The sequence below is a fragment of the Kribbella catacumbae DSM 19601 genome (assembly GCF_000372465.1).
Lineage (GTDB): Bacteria > Actinomycetota > Actinomycetes > Propionibacteriales > Kribbellaceae > Kribbella > Kribbella catacumbae.
In genome coordinates, this window is record NZ_AQUZ01000008.1 from 74,784 (window position 1) to 95,193 (window position 20,410).

The window sequence follows — 20,410 nt, forward strand, 5'->3', positions numbered from 1 at the left end:
GGCGCGCGGTGGTTGCCGTGCGCATCATGGTGGCATCGGTGCTGCTGTCCGGGACGACGCTGATGGCGTTTCCCCAGCAGGCGCAGGCCGCGACCGTGCGGGATTTCGAGCCGCTGTTCAAGGCTCAGGTGAACGGTGCGAACCTGATCACCGGCAACACCCTGCTCAGTTGTGACCAGGGCAAATCGGGCTGCGGCAACGTGCAGAACGGCAGCGATACCAGCAACGGGGCGAGTAACAACTCCTGGACGATGCAACTGGTCGACACCGACAGCGACGCGGACACCAAGTCGTCCTCCAGTGCCGGGGTCACGCTGCCCGCCGGAGCCCGGGTCCTGTACGCCGGGCTGTTCTGGGGCGCCGCGCGGTCCGCCGGCAATGGTGGTTCGGGGACGACCTCCGACGGGACCACGATGAAGCTCCGGGTGCCCGGAGCCGCGGCGTACACGGCTGTCACTTCGAGCCAGACCGACTATCTGTCGGGCAGCAACCGGGACTACTCGTCGTACGTTGACGTGACCGAGCAGGTGCGGTCGGCGGGCAGCGGTACCTACTGGGGCGCTGACGTGCCGACCGGTACCGGCGGCGACCGGTACGCCGGGTGGAGTCTCGTCATCAGCTACCAGGACCCGACCGCCCCCCTGCGGGACCTCACCGTGTTCGGCGGGTACGCGCGGATCACCGGCTCCGATGTCAACCAGACCACGCTCTCGGGGTTCCTGGCGCCCCCGGCCGGCGCGGTGAACGCGCGGTTCGGGATGGTCGTCTACGAGGGCGACGTCGGCATCACCGGCGACTACTTCGCGGTGAACGGGACCCGGCTCGCGGACACCCTCAGCCCGTCGGCGAACTTCTTCAGCAGCCGGATCACCGCCGGCGGCGTGAACCTCACCGACCGCGACCCGGCACACGTGAACAACCTCGGCCCGGACGCGAAGGTGGTCGACGCGCCCGGCGTGATTCCGAACGGCGCGACCTCGGCCGAGGTCACCTTCGCAACCCGCGGCGACGCGTACTACCCGGCCGCGCTGACCACCAGCATCGATCTGTACGCGCCGACGATCCACGGCGACAAGACCGTGACGAACCTGTCCGGCAACAACCCGGCGAAGGTCGGGGACACGCTCGAGTACACGCTCACCTACTCCAATACCGGTGACGACGACGCGCTCGGTTCCGTGGTCCGCGACGTACTTCCGCAGAACACGACGTACCTGCCGGGGTCGTTGCGGGTGATCGCGGGCGCCAACGCCGGGGCGAAGACCGATAGTGCCGGCGATGACCAGGCGGAGTACGTCGGCGGCTCGCGGACGGTGCGGTTCCGGGTCGGTACGGGGGCGAACGTCACCAACGGTGGACGGCTGACGACGAATGCCTCCACCACCGTGCGGTTCCGGGTGACCGTCGACCAGGCCGCGGCCGGTACGGCGATCGTCAACACGGGCTTCCTGGACTACCGGGGCGAGACGCTCAACAAGCCCTTCAGCTACGAGACCCCGCCGGTCTCGACGCCGGTCGCCGAGTCCGCGGACGTGTCGATCACCAAGACCGCTTCGCCGGAGCCGGTCGCGGCCGGCCAGAATTTCACGTACACCCTCACGATCGGCAACACCGGGCCGAGCGCCGCGCGGGACGTCGAGGTCACCGACACCCTGCCGGATGGCGTCGAGCTGGTGTCGGCCGAGGGATGCACCAGGTCCGGTCAGACGCTGAGCTGTGCGCTCGGAGAGCTGGCAGTGAACAGCACGAAGACGCTGACGGTGGTCGTCAGAGTGCCGGCGACCACGGCTGCGGGCGGCATCACCAACGTCGCCTCAGTGACGACGAGTACTTCGGATCCGAACCTGGACAACAACAACGACTCCGTTGGTTCGACGATCAAGCGGTCCGCCGACCTGCGGCTCACCAAGTCGGTCAGCGCTGAGTCTCCGCTCCCTGGCCAGTCTGTCGGCTACCAGCTGATCGTGATCAACGACGGACCGTCGACCGCCGACGCGGTACGGATCAGTGACTCTCTCCCGGCTGCCCTGACCATCGGTACGGCGACCGCGACGAGCGGGAGCTGCGAGGTGGCAGGCAACGACATCACCTGTACGGCGGGCAGCCTCGCGCCTGGCGCGTCGATCACAGTGACCGTCACAGCCACCCTCGACGCCGGGTACACAGGTGGCCCGCTGACCAACACGGCCCAGGCCGTGAGCGAGACACCGGATCCGAATGACGCCAACAACAAGGACACTGCGACCGTCACCCCGGCGGCACCGGCCGCTGACCTCAGCGTCAAGAAGGAGACGCTGACCGACCCGGTCGTCGCGGGCCGGCCGATCAGCTACCGGATCACGGTTCGCAACGACGGCCCGTCGGACGCGCGGAACGTCACCATTTCCGACGACACCCCGGCGACCCTGACCGGGGTCGGCGCAGAGCCGGGCCAGGGCAGCTGCACCGTCACCGATGGGGCCGTGAGCTGTGCGCTCGGCATGCTGACGGCAGGCTCGACGGCGACTGTGTTCGTCACCGCGACCGTCTCCGAGACCGCCACTGGCACGTTGGCCAACAGCGCCACAGTGACCTCGCCGACAAACGACCCGGACCCCGACGACAACACCGGGAAGACGACTGACCCGATCACCGCGTCGGCCGATCTCGCCGTCACCAAGACAGCCTCGCCGGTACCCGTCATCGCAGGCAGGCCGGTCACCTACACCCTCAAAGTCACGAACTCCGGCCCATCGGCCGCCCGCGAGGTCGTCGTCACCGATCCAGTACCGGCTCCGCTCACCTACGCGTCATCGAGTGTCTCGCAGGGCACCTGCGCCTTCGACGACGGCACCGTGCGCTGTGCAGTCGGCACGGTCGGCGTCGGCGTCACCGTCACGGTGACTGTTGTCGCGAACGTGCCCTCGGGCGCACCGCCGAGCGGGATCGACAACACCGCCACGGTCGCTTCGCCGACACCCGACCCGGTCGAGTCCAACAACACCGCGACGTACACGCTGCTGACCGGTGCTCAGGCCAACATCACATTGTCCAAGACCGTCGATCCAGACCCGGTACTGGCCGGTGAGCAGGTCACCTGGACCCTGACCGTCAGCAACGCGGGACCATCCGGCGCCCAGGGCGTGCAGGTCACCGACACCGTGCCGTCGGCCGTTACCGGGGTGACTGCGACAGCCACCAACGGTGCGACCTGCGACGTGTCCGATCAGGTCGTGACCTGTGATCGGGCGACCCTCGCCGCGGGCGCCAGCTTCGTCGTCACAGTGACGGGGACGGTTGCCCGGAGCACCGAGCTCGGGCCGATCGTCAACGCCGCGACGGCGACCTCGAGAACCCCCGAGGATCCCACCGATTCCGACAACACGGCGAAGACGCCGACCACGGTGACTACCGCCGCGGACCTCTCGGTGGGCAAGGACGCGCCCGCGACTGTTGTCGCAGGCAACGAGATCACCTACCGGCTGACGGTCCGCAACGCGGGTCCGTCCGATGCGGTCGACACCGCGGTGGCCGACAGCCTGCCGGACGGCGTCACGTTCGTCAGCGGAAGCGGGCCGGGTGGAGCATGCACCCAGGCGCCCGGTGCGTCCGAGCCAGTGGTGCGCTGCCCGGTCGGCCGGTTGGTGCCCGGCGGTTCGCAGGTCATCACGATCAGTGGAAAGGTAGACCCCGGTCAGCCTGCCGGGACGATCACGAACACCGCCACGGCCAGTTCCCGTACTCCGGACCCGAACGACGGCAACGACACCGGTACGGCCGACACCCGAGTCGTCACGAGCGCTGACGTCTCGATCACCAAGTCGGTCGAGCCGTCTCCGGTCGTGGCGGGCGCGGAGGCGCAGTACACGCTGACGATCAAGAATAGTGGGCCCTCGACCGCTCGGCAGGTGGCCGTTACCGATACCTTGCCGGCCGGGCTCACTGCGATCGACGCGATCACACCGGAGGGCTCCTGCACGGTCAACGGCCAGGTCGTCACCTGCGGGCTGGGCAGCCTCTCGCCCGAGGCCACGGCTACCGTACTGATCCGGGTTGCCGTCCCTGCGGCGCAGACCGGCGCGGTAACCAACACGGCGACCGTGACCAGTGAGACACCTGACCCGGACCCGGGCGGCGACACGTCGACGATCGTTACGAAGGTCGACCAGGCGGCGGATCTCGAGGTGGTGAAGACCGCCGATCCATCGCCCGCGGTGGCCGGCAGCGGTCTCACCTATCTGCTCACGATCGTCAATCATGGTCCCTCGACGGCGACCGGTACCGGGCTGACCGACGTACTGCCGGCTGGGCTGACCGTGCTGACGATGGAGCCGTCGCAGGGCGGCTGCACCCTCAACGAGCAAACCGTCGGCTGCGACCTCGGCACGCTCGAGCCGGGCGCGTCGGCGACGGTACGGATCACGGGCACGCTGGCCGGAACGTCCACCGGGACCTCGTTGACGAACACGGCGACCGTTGGGTCGGAGGTGGACGACCCGAAGCCGGAGAACGACAGCAGTACGGTCACTGTGCCGGTGGTGACGTCGGCTGACCTTGTCGTACGGAAGTACGCGGAGCCGCAACAGTTGGTACCGGGACGTCCGTTCGACTACGCGATCACCGTGGCCAACGAAGGGCCGTCAGTGGCGCGCTCGGTGGTTGTCACCGACGCCGTACCGGACGGGGTGACGGTTGTGTCGGCGACGTGGGGTACGAACGAGTGTGAGATCAGCGGGCCGAACGTCCGGTGTGAACTCGGCGACCTGCCGTTGGGACAGGCTGCGATCGACCTGAGTGTGCGCCTGGACGCCGGGTACGACGCGACGACGGTGAAGAACACGGCGCGCGCCACCAGCAGTACGCCGGACCCGACGCCGGACAACAACACTTCGACCGTGACGTCGCCCGTCGTACCGCAGGCCGACCTCGGGATCACTAAGGCGATGGCCCCGGCCAATCCGGTCGCGGGTGGCGAGGTCACGTACACGCTGAAGGTGCAGAACTTCGGGCCGTCGAACGCGCGCGACGTGATCGTCACCGACGAGTTGCCGCGGGCGGTGACCGCGCTGCGGGTGTCGGCGACCGGGATGACGTGCGTCGTGGAGGATACGCCTGGGCGTGGGCCTGACGATCCTCGAACCGAACAGGTGACCTGCCGGGCCGGGACCTTCACCCTGGACGAGACCGGGACGGTGCAGGTCGTGGGGCGGATCGATACCGGGTTCCGGGGCGCGCTTGAGAACGCGGCCCGGGTCGGAGCGGACACCCTCGACCCGGTCGTAGACAACAACGAAGACACTGTCACCGGAACCGTCACAGCTCCGCCGACCCCACCCACCACACCTCCGCCGACCACGCCTCCTCCCACGACGCCTCCTCCCACGACGCCGTCTGTGCCGACCCCGACTGTGCCGACGCCGACCCCGACTGTGCCGCCGACGCCGCCGGGTGGCGATCTCGGAGACACCGGTGGTCCGTTCGGGTGGGGTCTGCTGTTGGCCGCGGGGATCGCAGCCGCAGGTGGCGCGGTTCTCCTGATCGCTGCCCGCCGCAAGCCGCCTGCCTGATCACTGACCCTGATCCTCCGCCCGTGACACTGCGGCGATGCTGAGGATCAGGGAGGCGACTGTAGGTGATGCCTCACTGTGACCATCGGGCCGTTGAACTTCGCGGCGGTGGCTCTGAAGAATTCGGGCCTGGGGATTGGTCGGCGTGACGGAACCTCACCGTTGACTGTCGCGTCCGAGCAAAGTGTCCCTAGAGTTCGATCGACGGTCGCGACGACCGGTGCTGCTCGGCATCAGAGCTGTTCATGCGATGGGAGGGGAACCCGACGTGCTGTTCCGTGTGCTGGGGCCGGTGGAGATCGACGGATCCGTGGCGGTCAACTACATCGGCGCCCGCAAGCCCCGCACCCTGCTCGCCGTACTGCTGCTGAAAGCCAACGGCTGGGTCAGCGTCGGGGAGTTGATCGACGCGCTGTGGGCGGATCAGCAGCTCCCGGCGTCGGCCGAGCGCAACGTGGGGACGTACATCTGGCAGCTCCGCAAGCTGTTGCCGCCGGTGGGTGAGGACGGCCAGCGGATCGAGAGCCGGTCGGGCGCGTACCGGATCCGCGTCGAACCCGGCGAGCTGGACACGAATCAGTTCGAGTCGCTGCTGGGCGCCGGATCCGCGGCACTCGATTCCGGTGATCCGGTGGCGGCGGTCGAGCGACTCAAGTCCGCGTTGTCGTTGTGGCGTGGCGAGCCGTTCGAAGGGCTGGTCACGGCGACGGATCAACCGCAGATCGCGCGGCTCGTCGAGTTGCACTGGGCGGTGCGGGAGCGGCTCGCCGATGCGTTCCTCGCGACTGCCCGACTGCCGGAAGCGATCGCGCTCTGCATCAGCCTCACCACCGAGGACCCGCTGCGTGAAGGCGCCTGGACCCGGCTGCTGGTTGCCCTCCGCGACTCGGGGCGCATCACCGACGCGCTCGCGGCGTACCGGCGAGCCCGTACTGCGCTAGTCAAAGAACTCGGCACGGAACCCGGCCCCGAACTGCAACGCCTCCACCAGGCCATCCTCGAAGGCAGCCGCCCCCAGCCCAACACACCGGCACCCACAGCCGTGCAGCCCACACCCGCACAGCCCGCAACTGTGCAGCCCGCACCCGTACGGCCCACATCCGTGCAGCCTGCACCCGCACAGCCTGCACCGGTACGGCCCGCACCCGAACGGCCTGCACCCGTGCAGCCCGCGACTGCGGCGGCGTCTGTACCAGCGTCCGCGCCGGAATCCGCGCCGGTGGCGGTTCAGGGAACGCAGGTTGCGCGAACTGGGGAGCACTTGCCGCCGGAGTTGAGTTTGTCCGATCTGATTCCGCAGCCTGCGGCGGTCAGGCGGAACCGGCCGGGCGGTGCGGACGCCTCGTCTCCTACGGTGGCGCCGGACGACTACCTTCGAGCTGCGGTCGATGCCGCCGACGTGCTCACCGGGCGAGAACGAAGCGCCGCGTTTGCTGACCCGACTGCCGCTCTCCGCTGGTTCGACGCCGAGCAGGGCAACCTCACCGCCGCCATCAGCTACTTCGTGGCGAACAACCGAGTGGAGCCCGCTTGGCGGCTCTGCAGCGCAGTACACGACTATCTGGAGGCCGGCGGCCAACTAGACGGCTGGCCGCAGCTACTGGTCAGAGTCGCCACCGCTACCCGGACCGCCGGTGACCGCTATGGCGAGCTGGTGGTGCGCAACATCCTCGGCATCGCCTACACCCAGGCTGGCCGGACACCCGACGCCTGCGGAGAATTCACCATCGCCCTCGGCCTCGCCGCCGCAGCCGGCGACCGAGACGCGGAAGGCATCGTCCTGGTCAACCTGGCCATGGCCGAAGCCGAATTCGGAGCACCCACCGACGCAACCAAACACCTGAACCGCGCCCTGCACATGCTCCACGACCCAGCAGCAACAACCACAGCCAGAGAACTCCTGACCGCCCTCAACACCCACCCCAACCCCTCAGCCGCAGCCTCCTGACCCACCCAAACCCCCGACGCTTTCGACCCGGCCAGGTGGCTGCGGACCGCCACCACTACGGAACCCGGTGCAGGTGCCTCGACACGCCGGTGGGAAGCGGTTGCTGGCGAGGTTCGGTAGTGGTGGCCGTCCGGGCCTTTCGGTTAGTTGGCCGGGATTCTGCCGAGTAGGCGTTGCATGGTGGCGATCTCGCGGTTCTGGCCGGTCTCGATCTTCTTGGCCAGGGCGATCGCCTCGGCGTTCCTGCCCGTGGTCTGTTCGGTCTTGGCCATGGCGACCGCGCCCTGGTGGTGCTCGATCATCATCTGGACCCACATCCGGTCGAACATCGAGCCCGTGGCGTTGCCGAGGTCGGACATCTCGTCCTCAGTCATCATGCCGGGCAGCGCTTCCATGCTGTGGTCGTGGTGGTTGGCGACCGGCAAAGGCTTGCCCCAGCTGGTCAGCCACCCCGACAGGATCTTGATCTCGGGGTCCTGCGCGGCCTTGATCGCCGCGGAGAGCTTCTTGACCTCGGCTGTGGTCGCCTTGCGGGCCCCCATCATCGCCATCTGCACGGCCTGCTGATGGTGGGGAATCATGTGGGTCGCGAAGGTGACGTCGACGTCGTTGAAGTCCCCGGCCGGAGTACCCGAACTGCTGGAGGGTGTGCCGGCGCTCGATCCAGGCGCGGAACCGTCGTCGCCGCAACCGGCCAGCGCCAGGCCGGAGAGCGCGATCAGGGCAGCGGTCTTCCATAGGTGATGTCGCATGAAAAGTCCTTGTCTTCTTAAGCGGAGCACTTCGGACACCGGGCGCGTGAGTCGCCCGGTTGTAGGCAGAGTTCGGCCTAGGTCCGCAGTACGCAGAGCTTTGACAAGGTCCGCCGGCGCCATGGTGGTGACGGCCCATCGGTGGCCACCCGAATCGCGGCAGCGGCCAGTACGACGGGGTGCGCCACGGTCAGGCTGCGCAGTGCCAGGGCGACGACGAGAGCGAGCATGAGCGCCGCGAGCATCGCCAGGCACACATCACCCATCGCGTGAAGGTGCCCGTCATGCCCGGCTCGCACGATCACCTCCGACCCCGCTTGCACGTGCACCGCAGGCGACACGCCGAGGTCCGTCGCCGGTACGGCGATGGCGTGGGCCCCGTGGCCCGCCGGCGCTACGGGGACGGTGGGAGCGCTGCGGATTGCCGCGGTCGGTGGCTGATGGATGAGTGCCATCGCCGCGTCGTGGCTGCCGGTGAGGCCGTGCATGGCGAAGACGCCTGCCAGCAGGCAGACCGCGATCAGGGCCCTGACCGGCCCTTGTCGGATACGGATACGCCAGCTGTCCATCGAGCCCACCCTAACTACCCGATCCGCCGAGCTTTCCGGCGAGGCGTTCGTGGCGTTCGGCACTGGCGACGTTGAGGCCGACGATCTGGACGGTCTTCCCGTCCCGGGCGTACTTGGTGGTGATCGCGTCCAGCGTAGCCACGGTGGACGCGTCCCAGATGTGCGAGTCGGTGAGATCGATGACGACCGTGGCAGGATCACCGCGGTAATCGAACTGGTAGACCAGATCGTTGCTAGAGGCAAAGAACAGTTCGCCGGTGACGCGGTGTCAGGGCGGTGGCTGCTCGGTGTCAGGGCAGCGGATCAATGTTGTCGTCATGAAGAGTTCAGCGAGCAGCAGAGTTCACCGGATATTCCAGCGAGTAGGAGTCACGGCACTGGCGGTCACAGTGCTGGCAGGGGTGGCCGCACCAGGGATTGCCTACGGTGCAGAGCCGAAGGACGGGCGGGATCGCCCGGAGTTGGAGGCAGCCATCCAGGACTTCGTCGATGCCGGCTTCGCCGGGATCCAACTGCGTGTGCACGATCAGCAAGGCGAGTGGGTGGGCAGCGCCGGAGTACGCAAGCTGGGCGAGCCCGCGAAGCCGCCCACGAACGGGCGGTTCTGGGTGGGCAGTGTCACCAAGACGTTCACCGCGACCGTGGTGTTGCAGTTGGTTGCCGAAGGCAAGATCGGGCTGGACGCCTCGGTGGCCGGCTATCTGCCCCAGCTCGGACTGGACCGGCGGATCACCCCGCGGATGCTGCTGCAGCACACCAGCGGGTTGTTCAACTACACCGGCGACTTCGACGCCGACGGGACCTTCGTGCCAGGGATCCCCGCGGCCGGCAAGGACTGGGTGGATAACCGGTTCGCCACATACCAGCCGGAGCAGTTGGTGCGGCTGGCGTTGTCCAAGCCGCCGCGGTTCGCGCCGGGGACGGACTGGCGCTACGCCAACACCAACTACACGGTGGCACAGTTGCTGATCGAGAAGGTCACCGGCCGCTCGTACTCCGCGGAGATGCAACGGCGGATCCTACGGCCGCTCGGGTTGCGCGGCACCGTAGTACCGGGCAATCGGTCCCAGCTCCCTGGGCCGCACGCCCACGGGTACTACCGGTACCAGGACGCCGGCGAATGGAAGACGGTCGACGTCGCCCGCCAGAACCTGTCTCTCCTGGCTGGTGCCGGTGACATGATCTCGACCACCGAGGATCTCCACACGTTCTTCTCCGCGCTGAACGGCGGAAAGCTCCTGCCGGCCGCGCTGCTGGCCGAGATGCGCAAGCCGCACCCGAAGAGCGGGGACTTCCACTACGGCCTTGGTGTGTTCGTGCAGGATCTGGGCCCGAACTGCGGCGGCACCGTCTTCCACCACAACGGCAGCCCGCCCGGGGGGTACGGGGCGTTGATGTACAGCTCGCCAGACGGCAGCAGGACGCTGACCGCCTCAGTGACCACCGGGGACGCCGCGATCGACGTGGTAACAGATTTCCCGAAGGCCCTGAAGAAACTCCTCGAGGACGTGCTCTGCGACGGCCAGGCCGGTCCTGCCGACAAGATGCGCTGAGCAACAAAAAGGCTTGTGTGAAGGCCGGGGGTTGGGTACCGGGTGGTCATGAACCCAAGTGACCAGTTGGCGCCGGGCCCCCGGCCGAAGCGTAAGCCTGAGAGTCATGCGCGGCGGTGGGGCGCCGTCTACGTGCTTGCTGTGTTGTTCATCGGGTCGTGGCTGGGGTAGTTCTTCACCCAGCTGAGTGAGTTCCGGACCGATCAGCAGGAGCATGGGCAGTCGTTCCAGTGGGCCGACTACTGGATGAACTTCCTGGCCAGCACGTTCGAGAGCTGGCAGAGCGAGTGGTTCCAGCTGGTCTTCCAGACGATCCTGCTGCTCGGCGCCAAGCACATCATCTTCCGGGTCGATGCCGAAGACCTGGAACGCCTGGAAGCGAAGGTCGACAAACTCACCACCCAACTCGACCGGGAACAGGCCGGCTAGGCGACCTCGTTCTCGATCAGGCCAGGGGCGGTGATCCGCGCAGGGGCGCCTGTTCTGAGGGATTGGTTGGTGGCTAGGCCTCTACAACAATTACCTCGACGGCATCGGCCAGTACGGAACGATGTCGCGGGGAGCGTCACGGTTGGTGGTGGAGAACAGCGTGTACGCGAACGCCGAGAATCCGATCCTTGCCAAGGACCCGGAGTCGAAGGTGGACTCCCGGGGCAACCGTTTCACCGGCACTCGCGGACGTCGCGACAACACCGGCCCGACCTTCGACCCAACCTCTTTCTACATCTACACAGCGGATTCCGTGGACAGCTTGGCCGGCCTGGTGACGGCGCAAGCAGGCCCGACGACCACGGATGAAGTGGTCGGCAGCCAGGTACGCGTGGCGCTCGACGGATCGGGTGACACGGCAAGCATCAGCGCGGCGGTCGGCGCGGCGGCCCGCGCAAACCACCCGGGTCACGGTTGTCGTTGCGCCAGGCAACTATCGGGAGATCGTCCGGCTCTGGCCTGGCGCGGACGGCGTCACCATCCGGGGCGAGACGGGCAAGCCGGCTGACGTAGTACTGCGGTATGACCTGCCGGCCGGCGGTGCGAAGTTCTACGGCGGAACGTATGGCGCGAATCTGTCCGCCACCCTCGGCAGCCAGTCCTCGAACGTGCGGTTCGAGGACCTGACGATCGTCAACGACTACGACGAGAAGGCGAATGGATCGAGTCAGGCGCTGGCCCTGCGAACCACGGGGGACCGCACCATGCTCGACAACGTCCGGCTACTCGGCAACCAGGACACGTATCTGGCCGATACGCCGAGCAAAGCCGTGGTGTCGCGGGTCTATGTCCGTAACTCCTTCATCGAGGGTGATGTGGACTTCATCTACGGCCGTGCCACCGCGGTGTTCGAGCGGTCGACCATTCGCTCGCTCGATCGCGCCTCGACGGTCAACGGCTACGTCACGGCTGCTTCGACTCCCGAGGGACGGCTCGGGTTCCTGTTCACAGGCAGCCGTTTCGTCTTCGAGGCGGCTCCGGGCACGGTGTTCCTGGGCCGGCCCTGGCACCCGAGCAGCGATCCGTTGGTCGATCCGGCGGTGGTGGTCCGTGACTCGTGGCTCGGAGCCCATGTCGGCACCCCGGCCTGGACCGACATGAGCGGCTACTCCTGGCGGGATGCGGAGTTCTTCGAGCACGGCAACACCGGCCCAGGCGCGGTGGTAGAGCCGGTCGATGGCCGGCCCCAACTCGACGGCGAGCAGGTCAAGGCGCACACGCGTACGACGTACCTGACCGGCACTGACGGCTGGACCCCCTGGCTCAGTTGACGTTTCTGGGCAGGCTCCGGTGCTCCCGGGGCCTGCCCATCGGTGAAAGGACTCGACATGCGATTCCAGCGTGACGCGGTACGGCGGTGGATCCTTCTTGTGCTCGTGGCCCCGGACCGGATGGGGGCAAGCTCTCCCGCTCTTCCTCAACCACAAGGCGCGAGTCGTCGACGAGGCGATCTCGGGCGCCAGCTCCAAAAGCTTCATCGCAATCGGCGGTCTCGCCCGGATCGCGTCCGCGATCCGGCCAGGCGACTATTCGCCACCCCGGTGGAACGGCGCAACTTCGACTCCGTCGGCACCGTCGTGACGACCCACGGTGACTACCCGGCTGCGATGCGGGCCCTTGCCCAGGGCAGCGAGGTCGCCTTGCTCGACATCCAGGCACTCTCCGTGCAGTTGTGGCAGTAGCTGGGTGTCGAGAAGACGAAGAAGTACTTCCTCTGGACCGCCACCCAGCAATCGACACGCACTTCAGCCCGCCCGGCGCCATCGAGGTCGCTCGACTGGTCGCGACCCAGTTGGTGGCCCGGGGCATCCTGGACGAACGGGAGGTGCGCCGCCTCGACGACGACCTCCCTGCTCTCGAGTTGACGCTAACGAAGGCAGCCGGGAGTGTGGAGGTGACTACCTGGCCAGGGGGATGACCAATGGGCGGAAGACGGGATCGGCCGGCGGACTGGTCGGCCCGGATCCTCTTGTCCGTGGTCGACGGCGGCGCGGTGGTCGCCGTGGCTGGGATGATGGACGTCCCGGTCGCGATGGCGCTGCGGAAGCTGCTTGCGGAGGCGGTCGACTGGCGCGCGGGAGCACTGCGCCTCCAGCTCGACATCCCGCTCAACGGCGCCGAGTTGCTCGCCCAGATCCTGCGTGACGCGCAAGCCAGATTCCAGGCCAAGGGCAGACGCCTCGTAGTCGCCACCACCGACCCAGCCGTAGTACGGCTCCTCGCCGGCGCCAACGTCACCGCCGAACTCCAACCCACCCCTTCCCCCGGCTAGCTCACGAGCTCGGGCCCGGCAACCTCCTCGACACCCAGCAGTTCGCCCCGTGCCGGTCGCCTGTGTGGGCGGGTGCGGAGCTCCATGCCATCAAAGCCACCGCCTTGGCGGGTGGGTTGGGCTTGCCGGCCCCGGATCGGCAGGGGATTGATGGGCTGGACCTCCGGTTCGAACCGACCTGGGCAAGACCGGGCAATGGATGGGGGCCGGGTTGTGCTGGGGGGCCGGACCGCCAGCACACACCAACCTCGGCTGGTGGCATCCGGCCAGGCGTGCGCAGGCGTGGGTGGGCGTGCGTCCCGGACACAACGGCTGGTTGGTGAGTGGTGGCGGTCCGGGGATGCCGCTCACAGTCTCACCAGTTCGTGCTTCAACCGGCAGGAAGACGAGGAAGCTCGGATGACGTCATACCCGCGAGCAGGCTCGCCCAGGCACCCACGGAAGCGTCAGGAGAGCCCGAGTTTCCACCCCAGGTTCGGCAACAAACCTCCCCAACCCCCGCGGACAGGGTTCCGTGGTCAGCGCAGGAAGGTTTGTAGGGATTGGGTCAGCTGGGTGGGGGCGTTCTCGGCGATGTGGTGGGAAGAGTCGATGCCGTGGCCGCTGATTTGCGGGCACCACGGGCGCCAGACTTCGAGTGGGTCACCGTAGATCTGCTCCATGTCGTCGCGCGTCGACCACAGCATCATCGTCGGGCAGGTGATCTGGCGGCCTGCCGCACGGTCGTCCTCGTCCGCTTGGCGGTCGACACCGAGCCCGGCCCGGTAGTCCTCGACCATCGCTTGCACGGTGGCCGGATTGCGGATGGCCGCGAGGAAGTCGCCGTGGTTCTCCGGACCCAGGTGGTCGGGCCCGTTCGAGGTCCAAGCGCCGTACCAGCTCTCGGGATCGGCACAGATCACCCGCTCGGCCGGCTTCTCGGTCTGGGCGAAGAACCACCAGTGCCACCACTCCGCGGCGAACTTGTCGTCGCACCGTTCCAGCGCCTCGACCACCGGCACCCCGTCCATCACGACCAGCTTGGTGACCCGCTCCGGATGGTCCAGCGCGGTCCGGTAGGCGACGTACGAGCCGCGGTCGTGGCCGACGACGGCGAAGCGTTCGTGGCCGAGTTCTGCCATCAGCCGTACGACGTCGCCCGCCATCGCCCGCTTCGAGTACTGCGTATGCGCCTCGTCCGAAGCCGGCTTGCCAGACTCGCCGTAGCCGCGCAGGTCAGGACAGACCACGGTGAAGTCCGCCGCCAGCGCAGGCGCTACCTGGTACCACGTGGTGTGGGTCCGTGGATGCCCGTGCAGGAGTACGACGGGTGGACCGGAGCCGCCATGACGCACCCGGAGACTGACCTCGCCGACATTGACCCGATCCAGCTGAAACCCATCGAACATGTGCAGCCTGTACCCGTTCGGGGTACCGGCAGCCGTATGGACGAGAAGTTTGCCGGGGCGGAGGCGTGGGTGCCTTCGCGGGGTGGGCTGCCCAAGGTCGAGGCCGGGCTGGCGGATTGTCGGGGGTGCGATCTGTGGGAGAACGCGGAGCAGGTGGTGCCTGGGGATGGGCCGGCGAAGGCGCGGATGATGCTGGTCGGGGAGCAGCCGGGGGATGTCGAGGACAAGGCGGGGCGGGTGTTCGTCGGCCCGGCCGGGCGGGTGCTCGACAAAGCGCTGGTGGCGGCCGGAATCGATCGCGATGATCTCTATGTCACCAATGCCGTCAAGCATTTCCGGTTTGAGCGGCGGGGCAAACGACGCATCCACAAGACCCCGGCGGTCGGGCACATCGTTGCCTGCGGCCCCTGGTTGACGCGGGAGCTGGAGATCGTCAAACCGGCGCTGGTGGTCGTGCTCGGCGCGGTCGCCGCCCGGGCGTTGATCGGCACCGGGTTCAAGGTGACCGAGCATCGCGGCGAGCCGGTGGAACTGCCGGACGGGACTGCGGCCGTGGCGACAGTTCATCCGTCCGCGGTGGTGCGCTCCGACGAGTACCGCCGCGACTTCGGCCTCTTCGTCGACGATCTCCGCGCCGCGGCCGCCCTACTTTCCTGACCTGCGCAGTTCGGGCAGTACGTCGTCGCGGTACAGCTGCATCATGTCCACCGAGTGCGGTCCCATGTTCGCCACGTAGATCTCGTCGAACCCCGCCTCGACGTACGGCTTGAAGGCCTCCAAGTGGTCGTCCGCCTTCGGCCCCGCGGCCACCGAGCCGGCCGTCTGCTCCTTGGTAACCAGCTCGCTCGCCTGCTCGAAGTGCCGCGGTGAGGGCAGGACCTGAGCGAGCTCGCCCGGCAGACCGGAGTTCCGCCAGATGCGGTGGGCTTGCTCGATGCCTTCCTCCTGGGTCGGCGCGTAGCTCACCTTGAAGCCCGCCTGGGCCGGCTTGTCCCCGCCGCCGTGCTCACGGAACCGCTGAAGCAGGTCCTGGTCGGGCGACGTGGTGATGTAGCCGTCCGCGATCCGCGCCGCGACATCGGTCGCCTCCGGGCCGAACCCGGACATGTAGATCGGCAGCGGCGAGTCGGGCCGGGTGTAGATCCGCGCCGTGTCCACCGTGTAGTGCTTGCCGCGGTGCGACACGAAGTCGTCCTCGGTCCACAGCCTGCGCATGATCTCGACGGCCTCCTCCAGCATCTCCAGCCGTACGTCGACCGTCGGCCAGACGTCACCGAGGACATGCTCGTTGAGTGCCTCCCCACTGCCGATTCCGAGCGTGAACCGGCCGTTGAGCAGTACTGCGCTGGTGGCCGCCGCCTGGGCGATGACGGCTGGGTGGATCCGTACGGTCGGGCAGGTGACAGCCGTCGTCACAGGGAGCTCACAGACCTGCGAGATCGCCCCGATCGTCGACCAGACGAACGCGCTCTGCCCCTGCTCGTCGTTCCACGGGTGGTAGTGATCGCTGATCCACAGGCTGTCGAAGCCGGATTCCTCGGCCAGCCGCGCCTGCTCGATCAGCTGCGCCGGGGTGTACTCCTCGCTGGACAGGAAGTAGCCGATCTTCACTGTCGCCTCCATGATCTCGTCGCGGTCGGTGCCACCCCGGTGCCCCGCCGTCCCCGATCGATGCGCTGACCGCTGTGCCGGTTGATGGGCCGGTTGATGTGCATGGCGGTGCCGAAAGCGGGTACGGAGGGTGCACGAACCTGACCGTGGTCCAGAGATGAGGCCACGCCGTGACTCATCGTCGCGAGGTCAAGCCATGGCTTCCGTTCTCACCGCCACTCAGGCGGCTTTGACGCAGTGTCATTCCCCCGAAGAGCGAGCGACCCGCGAAGCAGCCACCCAGGAGCTGCTGGAACGCAGGGCCCGCAGTACCGACGAGGCCGAGCGGCAGCGGCTGCTCGCGCAGGTCGTCGAGCTGAACATCGAGATCGCCCGCGGCATCGCGCAGCGGTTCCGCAACCGCGGCCCCGAGTGCGACGACCTGCAGCAGGTCGCCTACCTCGGGCTGGTCAAGGCCGCGCACCACTACCGGCCGGACGCCGAGACGCCCTTCATCGGGTACGCCGTACCGACCATCCGTGGCGAGGTGAAGAGGTACTTCCGCGACTGCGCGTGGACGGTCCGGATCCCGCGCCGGCTCCAGGAGCTGCAGGGCCTGATCGGCACGAAACTGCCGGTACTGCAGCAGGAACTGGGCCGGGAGCCGACCTCAGCCGAGTTGGCCAATGCGCTCGGTGTGGACGAGGAGGAGATCGACCAGGCCCGGACCGCCAGTGGCTGCTTCACCGTGTTGTCGCTGGATCGCCCGCCCACCGAGGACGGGCTGGCACTCAGCGAGCTGGTCGCGGACCATGAGGACAACTCGATCGACCAGCTGGAGGCCGTCGACCTGCTGCAGCCCGTGCTGGAGTACCTCGGCCCGCGGGAGCGGCGAGTTCTCGAACTCCGCTTCGTGGAGGGTTGGACCCAGGCCGAGATCGGCAAGGACATCGGCGTCAGCCAGATGCAGGTCTCCCGCGTACTACGGCAGATCCTGGCCGACCTACGCACCCGCCTCGGCCCGTCGCTGTCCGCCGCCTGAAGGGTCAGGCGATGGCGCTGGACATCCGGGTGAGCATCTCCGTGAGGGCGGCGTGGTGGCGGTGATGACGCGGCTGTTGTGGCCCTCTCACCTTGATACCGAGCGACCCGGAAAGTTGCGGCCGGCACCCCAGACCCCCGCCCGAACCCGGGCGGGGGTCACGGAGCTCACTCGCCGTTGAGGAGGTCGACCCCGGGGGCCCAGCGGAAGTAGTGCGGGTCGGCGAACGTGCCGGGGACCTTGCCGAGGCCTTGGATCACTGTCGAGGCGCCGTTGGCGTGGCGCATGAGGTACAGGTAGGCGGACTTGGTGTCGCGGTCGATGCCGAGGACGACGGTGTCGTTGCCGCAGCCGGTCGCGATCAACTGCTCGAAGACCTGCCAGGTGGTGGTGCGCAGCGCCTTGCTGCTGGCCCGCATCGGCTCGGCTGTGGGGATCCGGACCGTGTAGAGGCCGCCGGCGCGGTTGTTGGCCAGGAAGGTTTCGTGGCCGGCCTCGCGGTCGATCAGCGTCATCGACTTCATCGTGGTCAGACCGCCCATCCCGCCGGAGTTGCGCCAGCTGTTGCCGACCTTGGTGTAGCGGTAGAAGGTGCCATCGGTCTTCTGGGTGTAGAGATTCGTCCGGAGCGGGTTACCGGTCATCAGCTCGGTCAGGACGGACTGCTCGATCCAGCGGTGGTTCGACCAGCCACCGCCGATCCGCCGGTTGACGACCGGGTACTTCGGGTTGATCTGCCCGGTGGCCGTGGCCCGGTACCCGGAGTCGTACAGGGCGCCGCCCAGCACCACCAGGCCGGACCTGACGTCGTCGGGCGGTGCCGGATAGTTCCTGAAGTTGGTGGTGTGCTGCGGCTGACCGGGCTGGAATACGCCGGGCGCGGTCCGCACGGTGCCGGCGATCACCGGTGTGGTGGCCCTGAGCGTCTGGAAGGTGTGGGCCCCGTCGGCGGTGACCGAGCCGAGGTCGAGCGTGCAGGGCGCGCTGGCGGCCGAGGTCTCCGCGTGCGCCGGCGTTGGAGACGAACCGAGCGCCACGGCTAGTACCGCGGCGCCGGCCAGACTGACGGTCTTGCGAAACATGTGTGCCTCCCCTTGTGCCGAAGGCCCCCTGTGGCCTCCGTCACACGCTTAGACACCACCCAGCCAGAAGAAGTTGGGCAGGGAGCTACTTCAGCCGGGACAGAGTGCCGTCAGCCTGTACTGCGATCGTGCTGCGGGTGGTGCCGACGGTGAGATCGATCAGGAACGTCGAGCCGGTCGAGCGGACCTGGTAGCTGACCCCGGCTGCCGAGTCGACCGGGACGATGACGGACAGGATCGTGGCGGACTTGCCGTTCCGGTTGAAGGCCACGGTCGGCGCAGGCAGCTTCTGAGTGGTCTTCGGGTACTGCCAGCCCTGGATCGGGTACTCGCTGCCCTGAGTCACCTTGGTCGCGTCAGCCGAAAGCTCTTGCTGGTAAGGGATCTGCAGCAGCACCGTCTTCACCTTGTCGCCGGGCTTCTGCGCGACCACGGTGGTCGGCGAAGGGTTCGTGACGGTCTGGCCGGCCGGCAGGTGCCACATCGTCTGGAACGGCTGGTCCCGCTCGGAGGTGGCGCGGTCGAGCGCGACGATCAGGTCCGGGTCCTTCAGCACTAGGATCGAGCGCTTGCGGGTGATCCCCGGCCCGGGCTGGTCGGCGAGCTCGTAGAACTCCGACGTCGCTTCGAGCTTCGAGCGGACCAGCTTGGTCTCGGTCGCCCGGCCGAGCATCAGCGGGCTGGCCATCACGTTGTGCGCGTACTCGCTCTTCACCCAGTTGCGCCACTTGTCGACCTTGTACCCGGCATGGCCGCCGTCGATCAGGATCGGCCGGCCGTGCGAGGTGTAGCTGATCGCCATGTGGTCGTCGTGCCCGTGCAGGGTGCGCGCCGGCCCGTACCTGATGCTGTACGTCGATTCGAGGGCGAACGGCCGCTTCTCTCCCCAGCCGGTCCGGCCGAAGACGTACCCGGCGTCGAAGATCCCGATCCGCTGGGTCGGCCGCTTCCCGTAGCGCCCCAGCGATCCGGCGTAGTCGAGCGGCGTACCGGGGACTCTGGTGGTCCGGACCTCCTCGGAGTCGCCGAGCTGGGGGAGCTTGCCGGTGGGGTCGGTGGCCAGCGCGAGCCAGTTCGCGAGCGCCGTACGGCGGGCCGCGATCGTCGTACCGGGATCGGCGCCGCACTCCTGCAGCGCCTTGATCGCACGGCCCCACAGCGAGTAGTTGAACTGGGCATACGCGGTCGACTGCTCGTTGGTCGAGCCCTGCTTGTCGATCGACTCGGTGACCGCCAACAGCAGCCGCCGCTGCGCGAGCTGCTTGAGTGGTTCGCGGCCGAGGGTGCAGCCGATCCCGAACATCGCGATGCTCTCGTCCGTACCGTGGTTGCCGGCGCCGCTCCAGTTCTTCTCGAGGAACCTGGCGTGGTCCAGCAGCGCCTGGTCCAGCCAGCCGTAGCCGGCCGGCAGCGTCTTCACCTTCAGCCCGGCCAGGATCGCCTGCCGGGTGCAGATCAGGACGTTGGTGCGATGCATCGTCGCCTCGTGGGCGCCGACGTCGGGCTTCCAGTCGTACGGGTTGTCCTTCACCCAGTCGTGGACGATCGCGGTCACCCGGGCCATCGCCTTCTTGTTCCCCGCCCGGGCGGCCTCGACGCCCTGGCCGAGCCAGCGCAGGGAGTGCAGCCACATGTACCAGCTGGGCTGGTCGTACGGGTTCGCGCGCCAGTTGATGTCGCCCTTGCCGTTGCCCACCTGGTACGCCGGGAGCACCTTGCCCCACTGGAAGGTGTCCTCGTAGAGCCGCGACACGGGGTTGTCGGCGTTGATGCCGCTGTAGCCGGGGCATTCGTACTTGGCCTGGACCACCTGCCCGGGCTTGGCCGGGGTGGTGGGTTTCGTCGCGCCGGGGATCGCCTTGCTCCCGACCTTCGGTGGCGGCGCGGCCGCCGGGCTCCAGGCGTTCTGGGGCGACACGATCGCGGTGATCAGCACGATGATCGCGACGACGGCCGCGGCCGTTGCGAAGGGCAACCACTGCCGGCGGGTGAGCCGAGCCGGGCCGTGACTGGGACTGTGGCGTCCGGGCGTCATTTCCGTCCTCACTTAGCGAGCTCAGGTCTTGACAATTACGGTCTAGACCGGTAATGAGGGCGGGCGTTGCCCCGGAAGCTGTTGGTTGTGGTTTTCAGCCGGTAGGTGTCCGCACGCGGTACCGGGTTCCCCCAAGAGTCGCCA

At 67.9% G+C, this 20,410-nt stretch carries 16 protein-coding genes and 1 pseudogene; 9 read left to right on the forward strand and 8 right to left on the reverse strand.

Annotation, left to right across the window (positions count from 1 at the left end; genetic code table 11):
- Positions 1–26 precede the first annotated feature (26 nt).
- On the forward strand, positions 27–5,546 hold the full coding sequence (locus tag A3ES_RS0111015; RefSeq protein ID WP_237744919.1) for a DUF7507 domain-containing protein: 5,520 nt from the start codon (positions 27–29) through the stop codon (positions 5,544–5,546).
- Positions 5,547–5,814: 268 nt separating this feature from the next.
- A complete protein-coding gene (locus A3ES_RS51190; RefSeq protein WP_020386862.1) occupies positions 5,815–7,494 on the forward strand; it encodes an AfsR/SARP family transcriptional regulator in 1,680 nt (559 codons plus the stop codon).
- Positions 7,495–7,637: 143 nt separating this feature from the next.
- Here A3ES_RS51190 and A3ES_RS0111025 read toward each other — a convergent pair whose 3' ends face one another.
- From A3ES_RS0111025 to A3ES_RS52500, 3 genes and pseudogenes are all read right to left on the reverse strand, one after another.
- Positions 7,638–8,246: a DUF305 domain-containing protein gene (locus A3ES_RS0111025; RefSeq protein ID WP_020386863.1), complete on the reverse strand. Its 609-nt coding sequence runs from the start codon at positions 8,244–8,246 to the stop codon at positions 7,638–7,640.
- A 77-nt stretch (positions 8,247–8,323) separates the two neighbouring features.
- Positions 8,324–8,815, reverse strand: coding sequence for a DUF6153 family protein (locus tag A3ES_RS0111030; RefSeq protein WP_026162757.1), 492 nt, complete (start codon positions 8,813–8,815; stop codon positions 8,324–8,326).
- A gap of 10 nt (positions 8,816–8,825) precedes the next feature.
- Positions 8,826–9,068: pseudogene (locus A3ES_RS52500) on the reverse strand (STAS domain-containing protein); the annotation flags it as partial.
- A gap of 64 nt (positions 9,069–9,132) precedes the next feature.
- On the opposite strand from A3ES_RS52500, the gene A3ES_RS0111040 reads away from it, so the two are divergent.
- Both A3ES_RS0111040 and A3ES_RS55470 read left to right on the forward strand, forming a co-directional pair.
- On the forward strand, positions 9,133–10,368 hold the full coding sequence (locus A3ES_RS0111040; RefSeq protein WP_026162758.1) for a serine hydrolase domain-containing protein: 1,236 nt from the start codon (positions 9,133–9,135) through the stop codon (positions 10,366–10,368).
- A gap of 246 nt (positions 10,369–10,614) precedes the next feature.
- Entirely contained in the window at positions 10,615–10,797 is a 183-nt protein-coding gene (locus A3ES_RS55470) for a hypothetical protein (protein WP_020386867.1), read from the forward strand.
- Between the two features lie 90 nt (positions 10,798–10,887).
- On the opposite strand, the gene A3ES_RS53945 is transcribed toward A3ES_RS55470, so the two are convergent.
- On the reverse strand, positions 10,888–11,034 hold the full coding sequence (locus A3ES_RS53945) for a hypothetical protein (protein ID WP_157630454.1): 147 nt from the start codon (positions 11,032–11,034) through the stop codon (positions 10,888–10,890).
- A 128-nt stretch (positions 11,035–11,162) separates the two neighbouring features.
- On the opposite strand from A3ES_RS53945, the gene A3ES_RS46900 reads away from it, so the two are divergent.
- From A3ES_RS46900 to A3ES_RS0111060, 3 genes are all read left to right on the forward strand, one after another.
- On the forward strand, positions 11,163–12,128 hold the full coding sequence (locus A3ES_RS46900) for a pectinesterase family protein (RefSeq protein WP_051084685.1): 966 nt from the start codon (positions 11,163–11,165) through the stop codon (positions 12,126–12,128).
- Between the two features lie 270 nt (positions 12,129–12,398).
- The gene (locus tag A3ES_RS55475; RefSeq protein WP_020386869.1) at positions 12,399–12,539 is read left to right on the forward strand and encodes an SGNH/GDSL hydrolase family protein; all 141 of its coding nucleotides are present in this window, start codon (positions 12,399–12,401) and stop codon (positions 12,537–12,539) included.
- Between the two features lie 239 nt (positions 12,540–12,778).
- Positions 12,779–13,129, forward strand: a complete 351-nt coding sequence (locus tag A3ES_RS0111060; protein ID WP_020386870.1) for a hypothetical protein — start codon at positions 12,779–12,781, stop codon at positions 13,127–13,129.
- Positions 13,130–13,647: 518 nt separating this feature from the next.
- Here A3ES_RS0111060 and A3ES_RS0111065 read toward each other — a convergent pair.
- Positions 13,648–14,517, reverse strand: a complete 870-nt coding sequence (locus tag A3ES_RS0111065; RefSeq protein WP_026162759.1) for an alpha/beta fold hydrolase — start codon at positions 14,515–14,517, stop codon at positions 13,648–13,650.
- Here A3ES_RS0111065 and A3ES_RS0111070 point away from each other — a divergent pair.
- Positions 14,422–15,174, forward strand: coding sequence for a UdgX family uracil-DNA binding protein (locus tag A3ES_RS0111070; RefSeq protein ID WP_237744914.1), 753 nt, complete (start codon positions 14,422–14,424; stop codon positions 15,172–15,174). The two genes, A3ES_RS0111065 and A3ES_RS0111070, sit on opposite strands and share 96 nt — an antisense overlap.
- Here A3ES_RS0111070 and A3ES_RS0111075 read toward each other — a convergent pair.
- Complete coding sequence (locus tag A3ES_RS0111075; protein WP_020386873.1) at positions 15,163–16,140, reverse strand: TIGR03557 family F420-dependent LLM class oxidoreductase; 978 nt, start codon at positions 16,138–16,140, stop codon at positions 15,163–15,165. The genes A3ES_RS0111070 and A3ES_RS0111075 overlap by 12 nt on opposite strands.
- 184 nt (positions 16,141–16,324) lie before the next feature.
- On the opposite strand from A3ES_RS0111075, the gene A3ES_RS0111080 reads away from it, so the two are divergent.
- Positions 16,325–17,149, forward strand: a complete 825-nt coding sequence (locus A3ES_RS0111080; protein WP_020386874.1) for a sigma-70 family RNA polymerase sigma factor — start codon at positions 16,325–16,327, stop codon at positions 17,147–17,149.
- Positions 17,150–17,316: 167 nt separating this feature from the next.
- Here the strand turns inward: A3ES_RS0111080 and A3ES_RS0111085 are convergent, their stop codons facing one another.
- Both A3ES_RS0111085 and A3ES_RS0111090 read right to left on the reverse strand, forming a co-directional pair.
- The gene (locus tag A3ES_RS0111085; RefSeq protein WP_020386875.1) at positions 17,317–18,231 is read right to left on the reverse strand and encodes a hypothetical protein; all 915 of its coding nucleotides are present in this window, start codon (positions 18,229–18,231) and stop codon (positions 17,317–17,319) included.
- 85 nt (positions 18,232–18,316) lie between these two features.
- Positions 18,317–20,266, reverse strand: coding sequence for a heparinase II/III domain-containing protein (locus A3ES_RS0111090; protein WP_020386876.1), 1,950 nt, complete (start codon positions 20,264–20,266; stop codon positions 18,317–18,319).
- Positions 20,267–20,410 lie beyond the last annotated feature (144 nt).

What these genes read in the sequence shown, in the direction of transcription:
- A3ES_RS0111080 (WP_020386874.1), top strand. Translation starts at nt 16,325, where the DNA reads ATGGCTTCCGTTCTCACCGCCACTCAGGCGGCTTTGACGCAGTGTCAT.
- A3ES_RS0111015 (WP_237744919.1), top strand. Translation starts at nt 27, where the DNA reads ATGGTGGCATCGGTGCTGCTGTCCGGGACGACGCTGATGGCGTTTCCC.
- A3ES_RS0111090 (WP_020386876.1), bottom strand. Translation starts at nt 20,266, where the DNA reads ATGACGCCCGGACGCCACAGTCCCAGTCACGGCCCGGCTCGGCTCACC.
- A3ES_RS0111040 (WP_026162758.1), top strand. Translation starts at nt 9,133, where the DNA reads ATGAAGAGTTCAGCGAGCAGCAGAGTTCACCGGATATTCCAGCGAGTA.
- A3ES_RS0111030 (WP_026162757.1), bottom strand. Translation starts at nt 8,815, where the DNA reads ATGGACAGCTGGCGTATCCGTATCCGACAAGGGCCGGTCAGGGCCCTG.
- A3ES_RS0111060 (WP_020386870.1), top strand. Translation starts at nt 12,779, where the DNA reads ATGGGCGGAAGACGGGATCGGCCGGCGGACTGGTCGGCCCGGATCCTC.
- A3ES_RS0111025 (WP_020386863.1), bottom strand. Translation starts at nt 8,246, where the DNA reads ATGCGACATCACCTATGGAAGACCGCTGCCCTGATCGCGCTCTCCGGC.
- A3ES_RS55470 (WP_020386867.1), top strand. Translation starts at nt 10,615, where the DNA reads ATGAACTTCCTGGCCAGCACGTTCGAGAGCTGGCAGAGCGAGTGGTTC.
- A3ES_RS46900 (WP_051084685.1), top strand. Translation starts at nt 11,163, where the DNA reads ATGAAGTGGTCGGCAGCCAGGTACGCGTGGCGCTCGACGGATCGGGTG.
- A3ES_RS0111065 (WP_026162759.1), bottom strand. Translation starts at nt 14,517, where the DNA reads ATGTTCGATGGGTTTCAGCTGGATCGGGTCAATGTCGGCGAGGTCAGT.
- A3ES_RS0111075 (WP_020386873.1), bottom strand. Translation starts at nt 16,140, where the DNA reads ATGGAGGCGACAGTGAAGATCGGCTACTTCCTGTCCAGCGAGGAGTAC.
- A3ES_RS0111085 (WP_020386875.1), bottom strand. Translation starts at nt 18,231, where the DNA reads ATGTTTCGCAAGACCGTCAGTCTGGCCGGCGCCGCGGTACTAGCCGTG.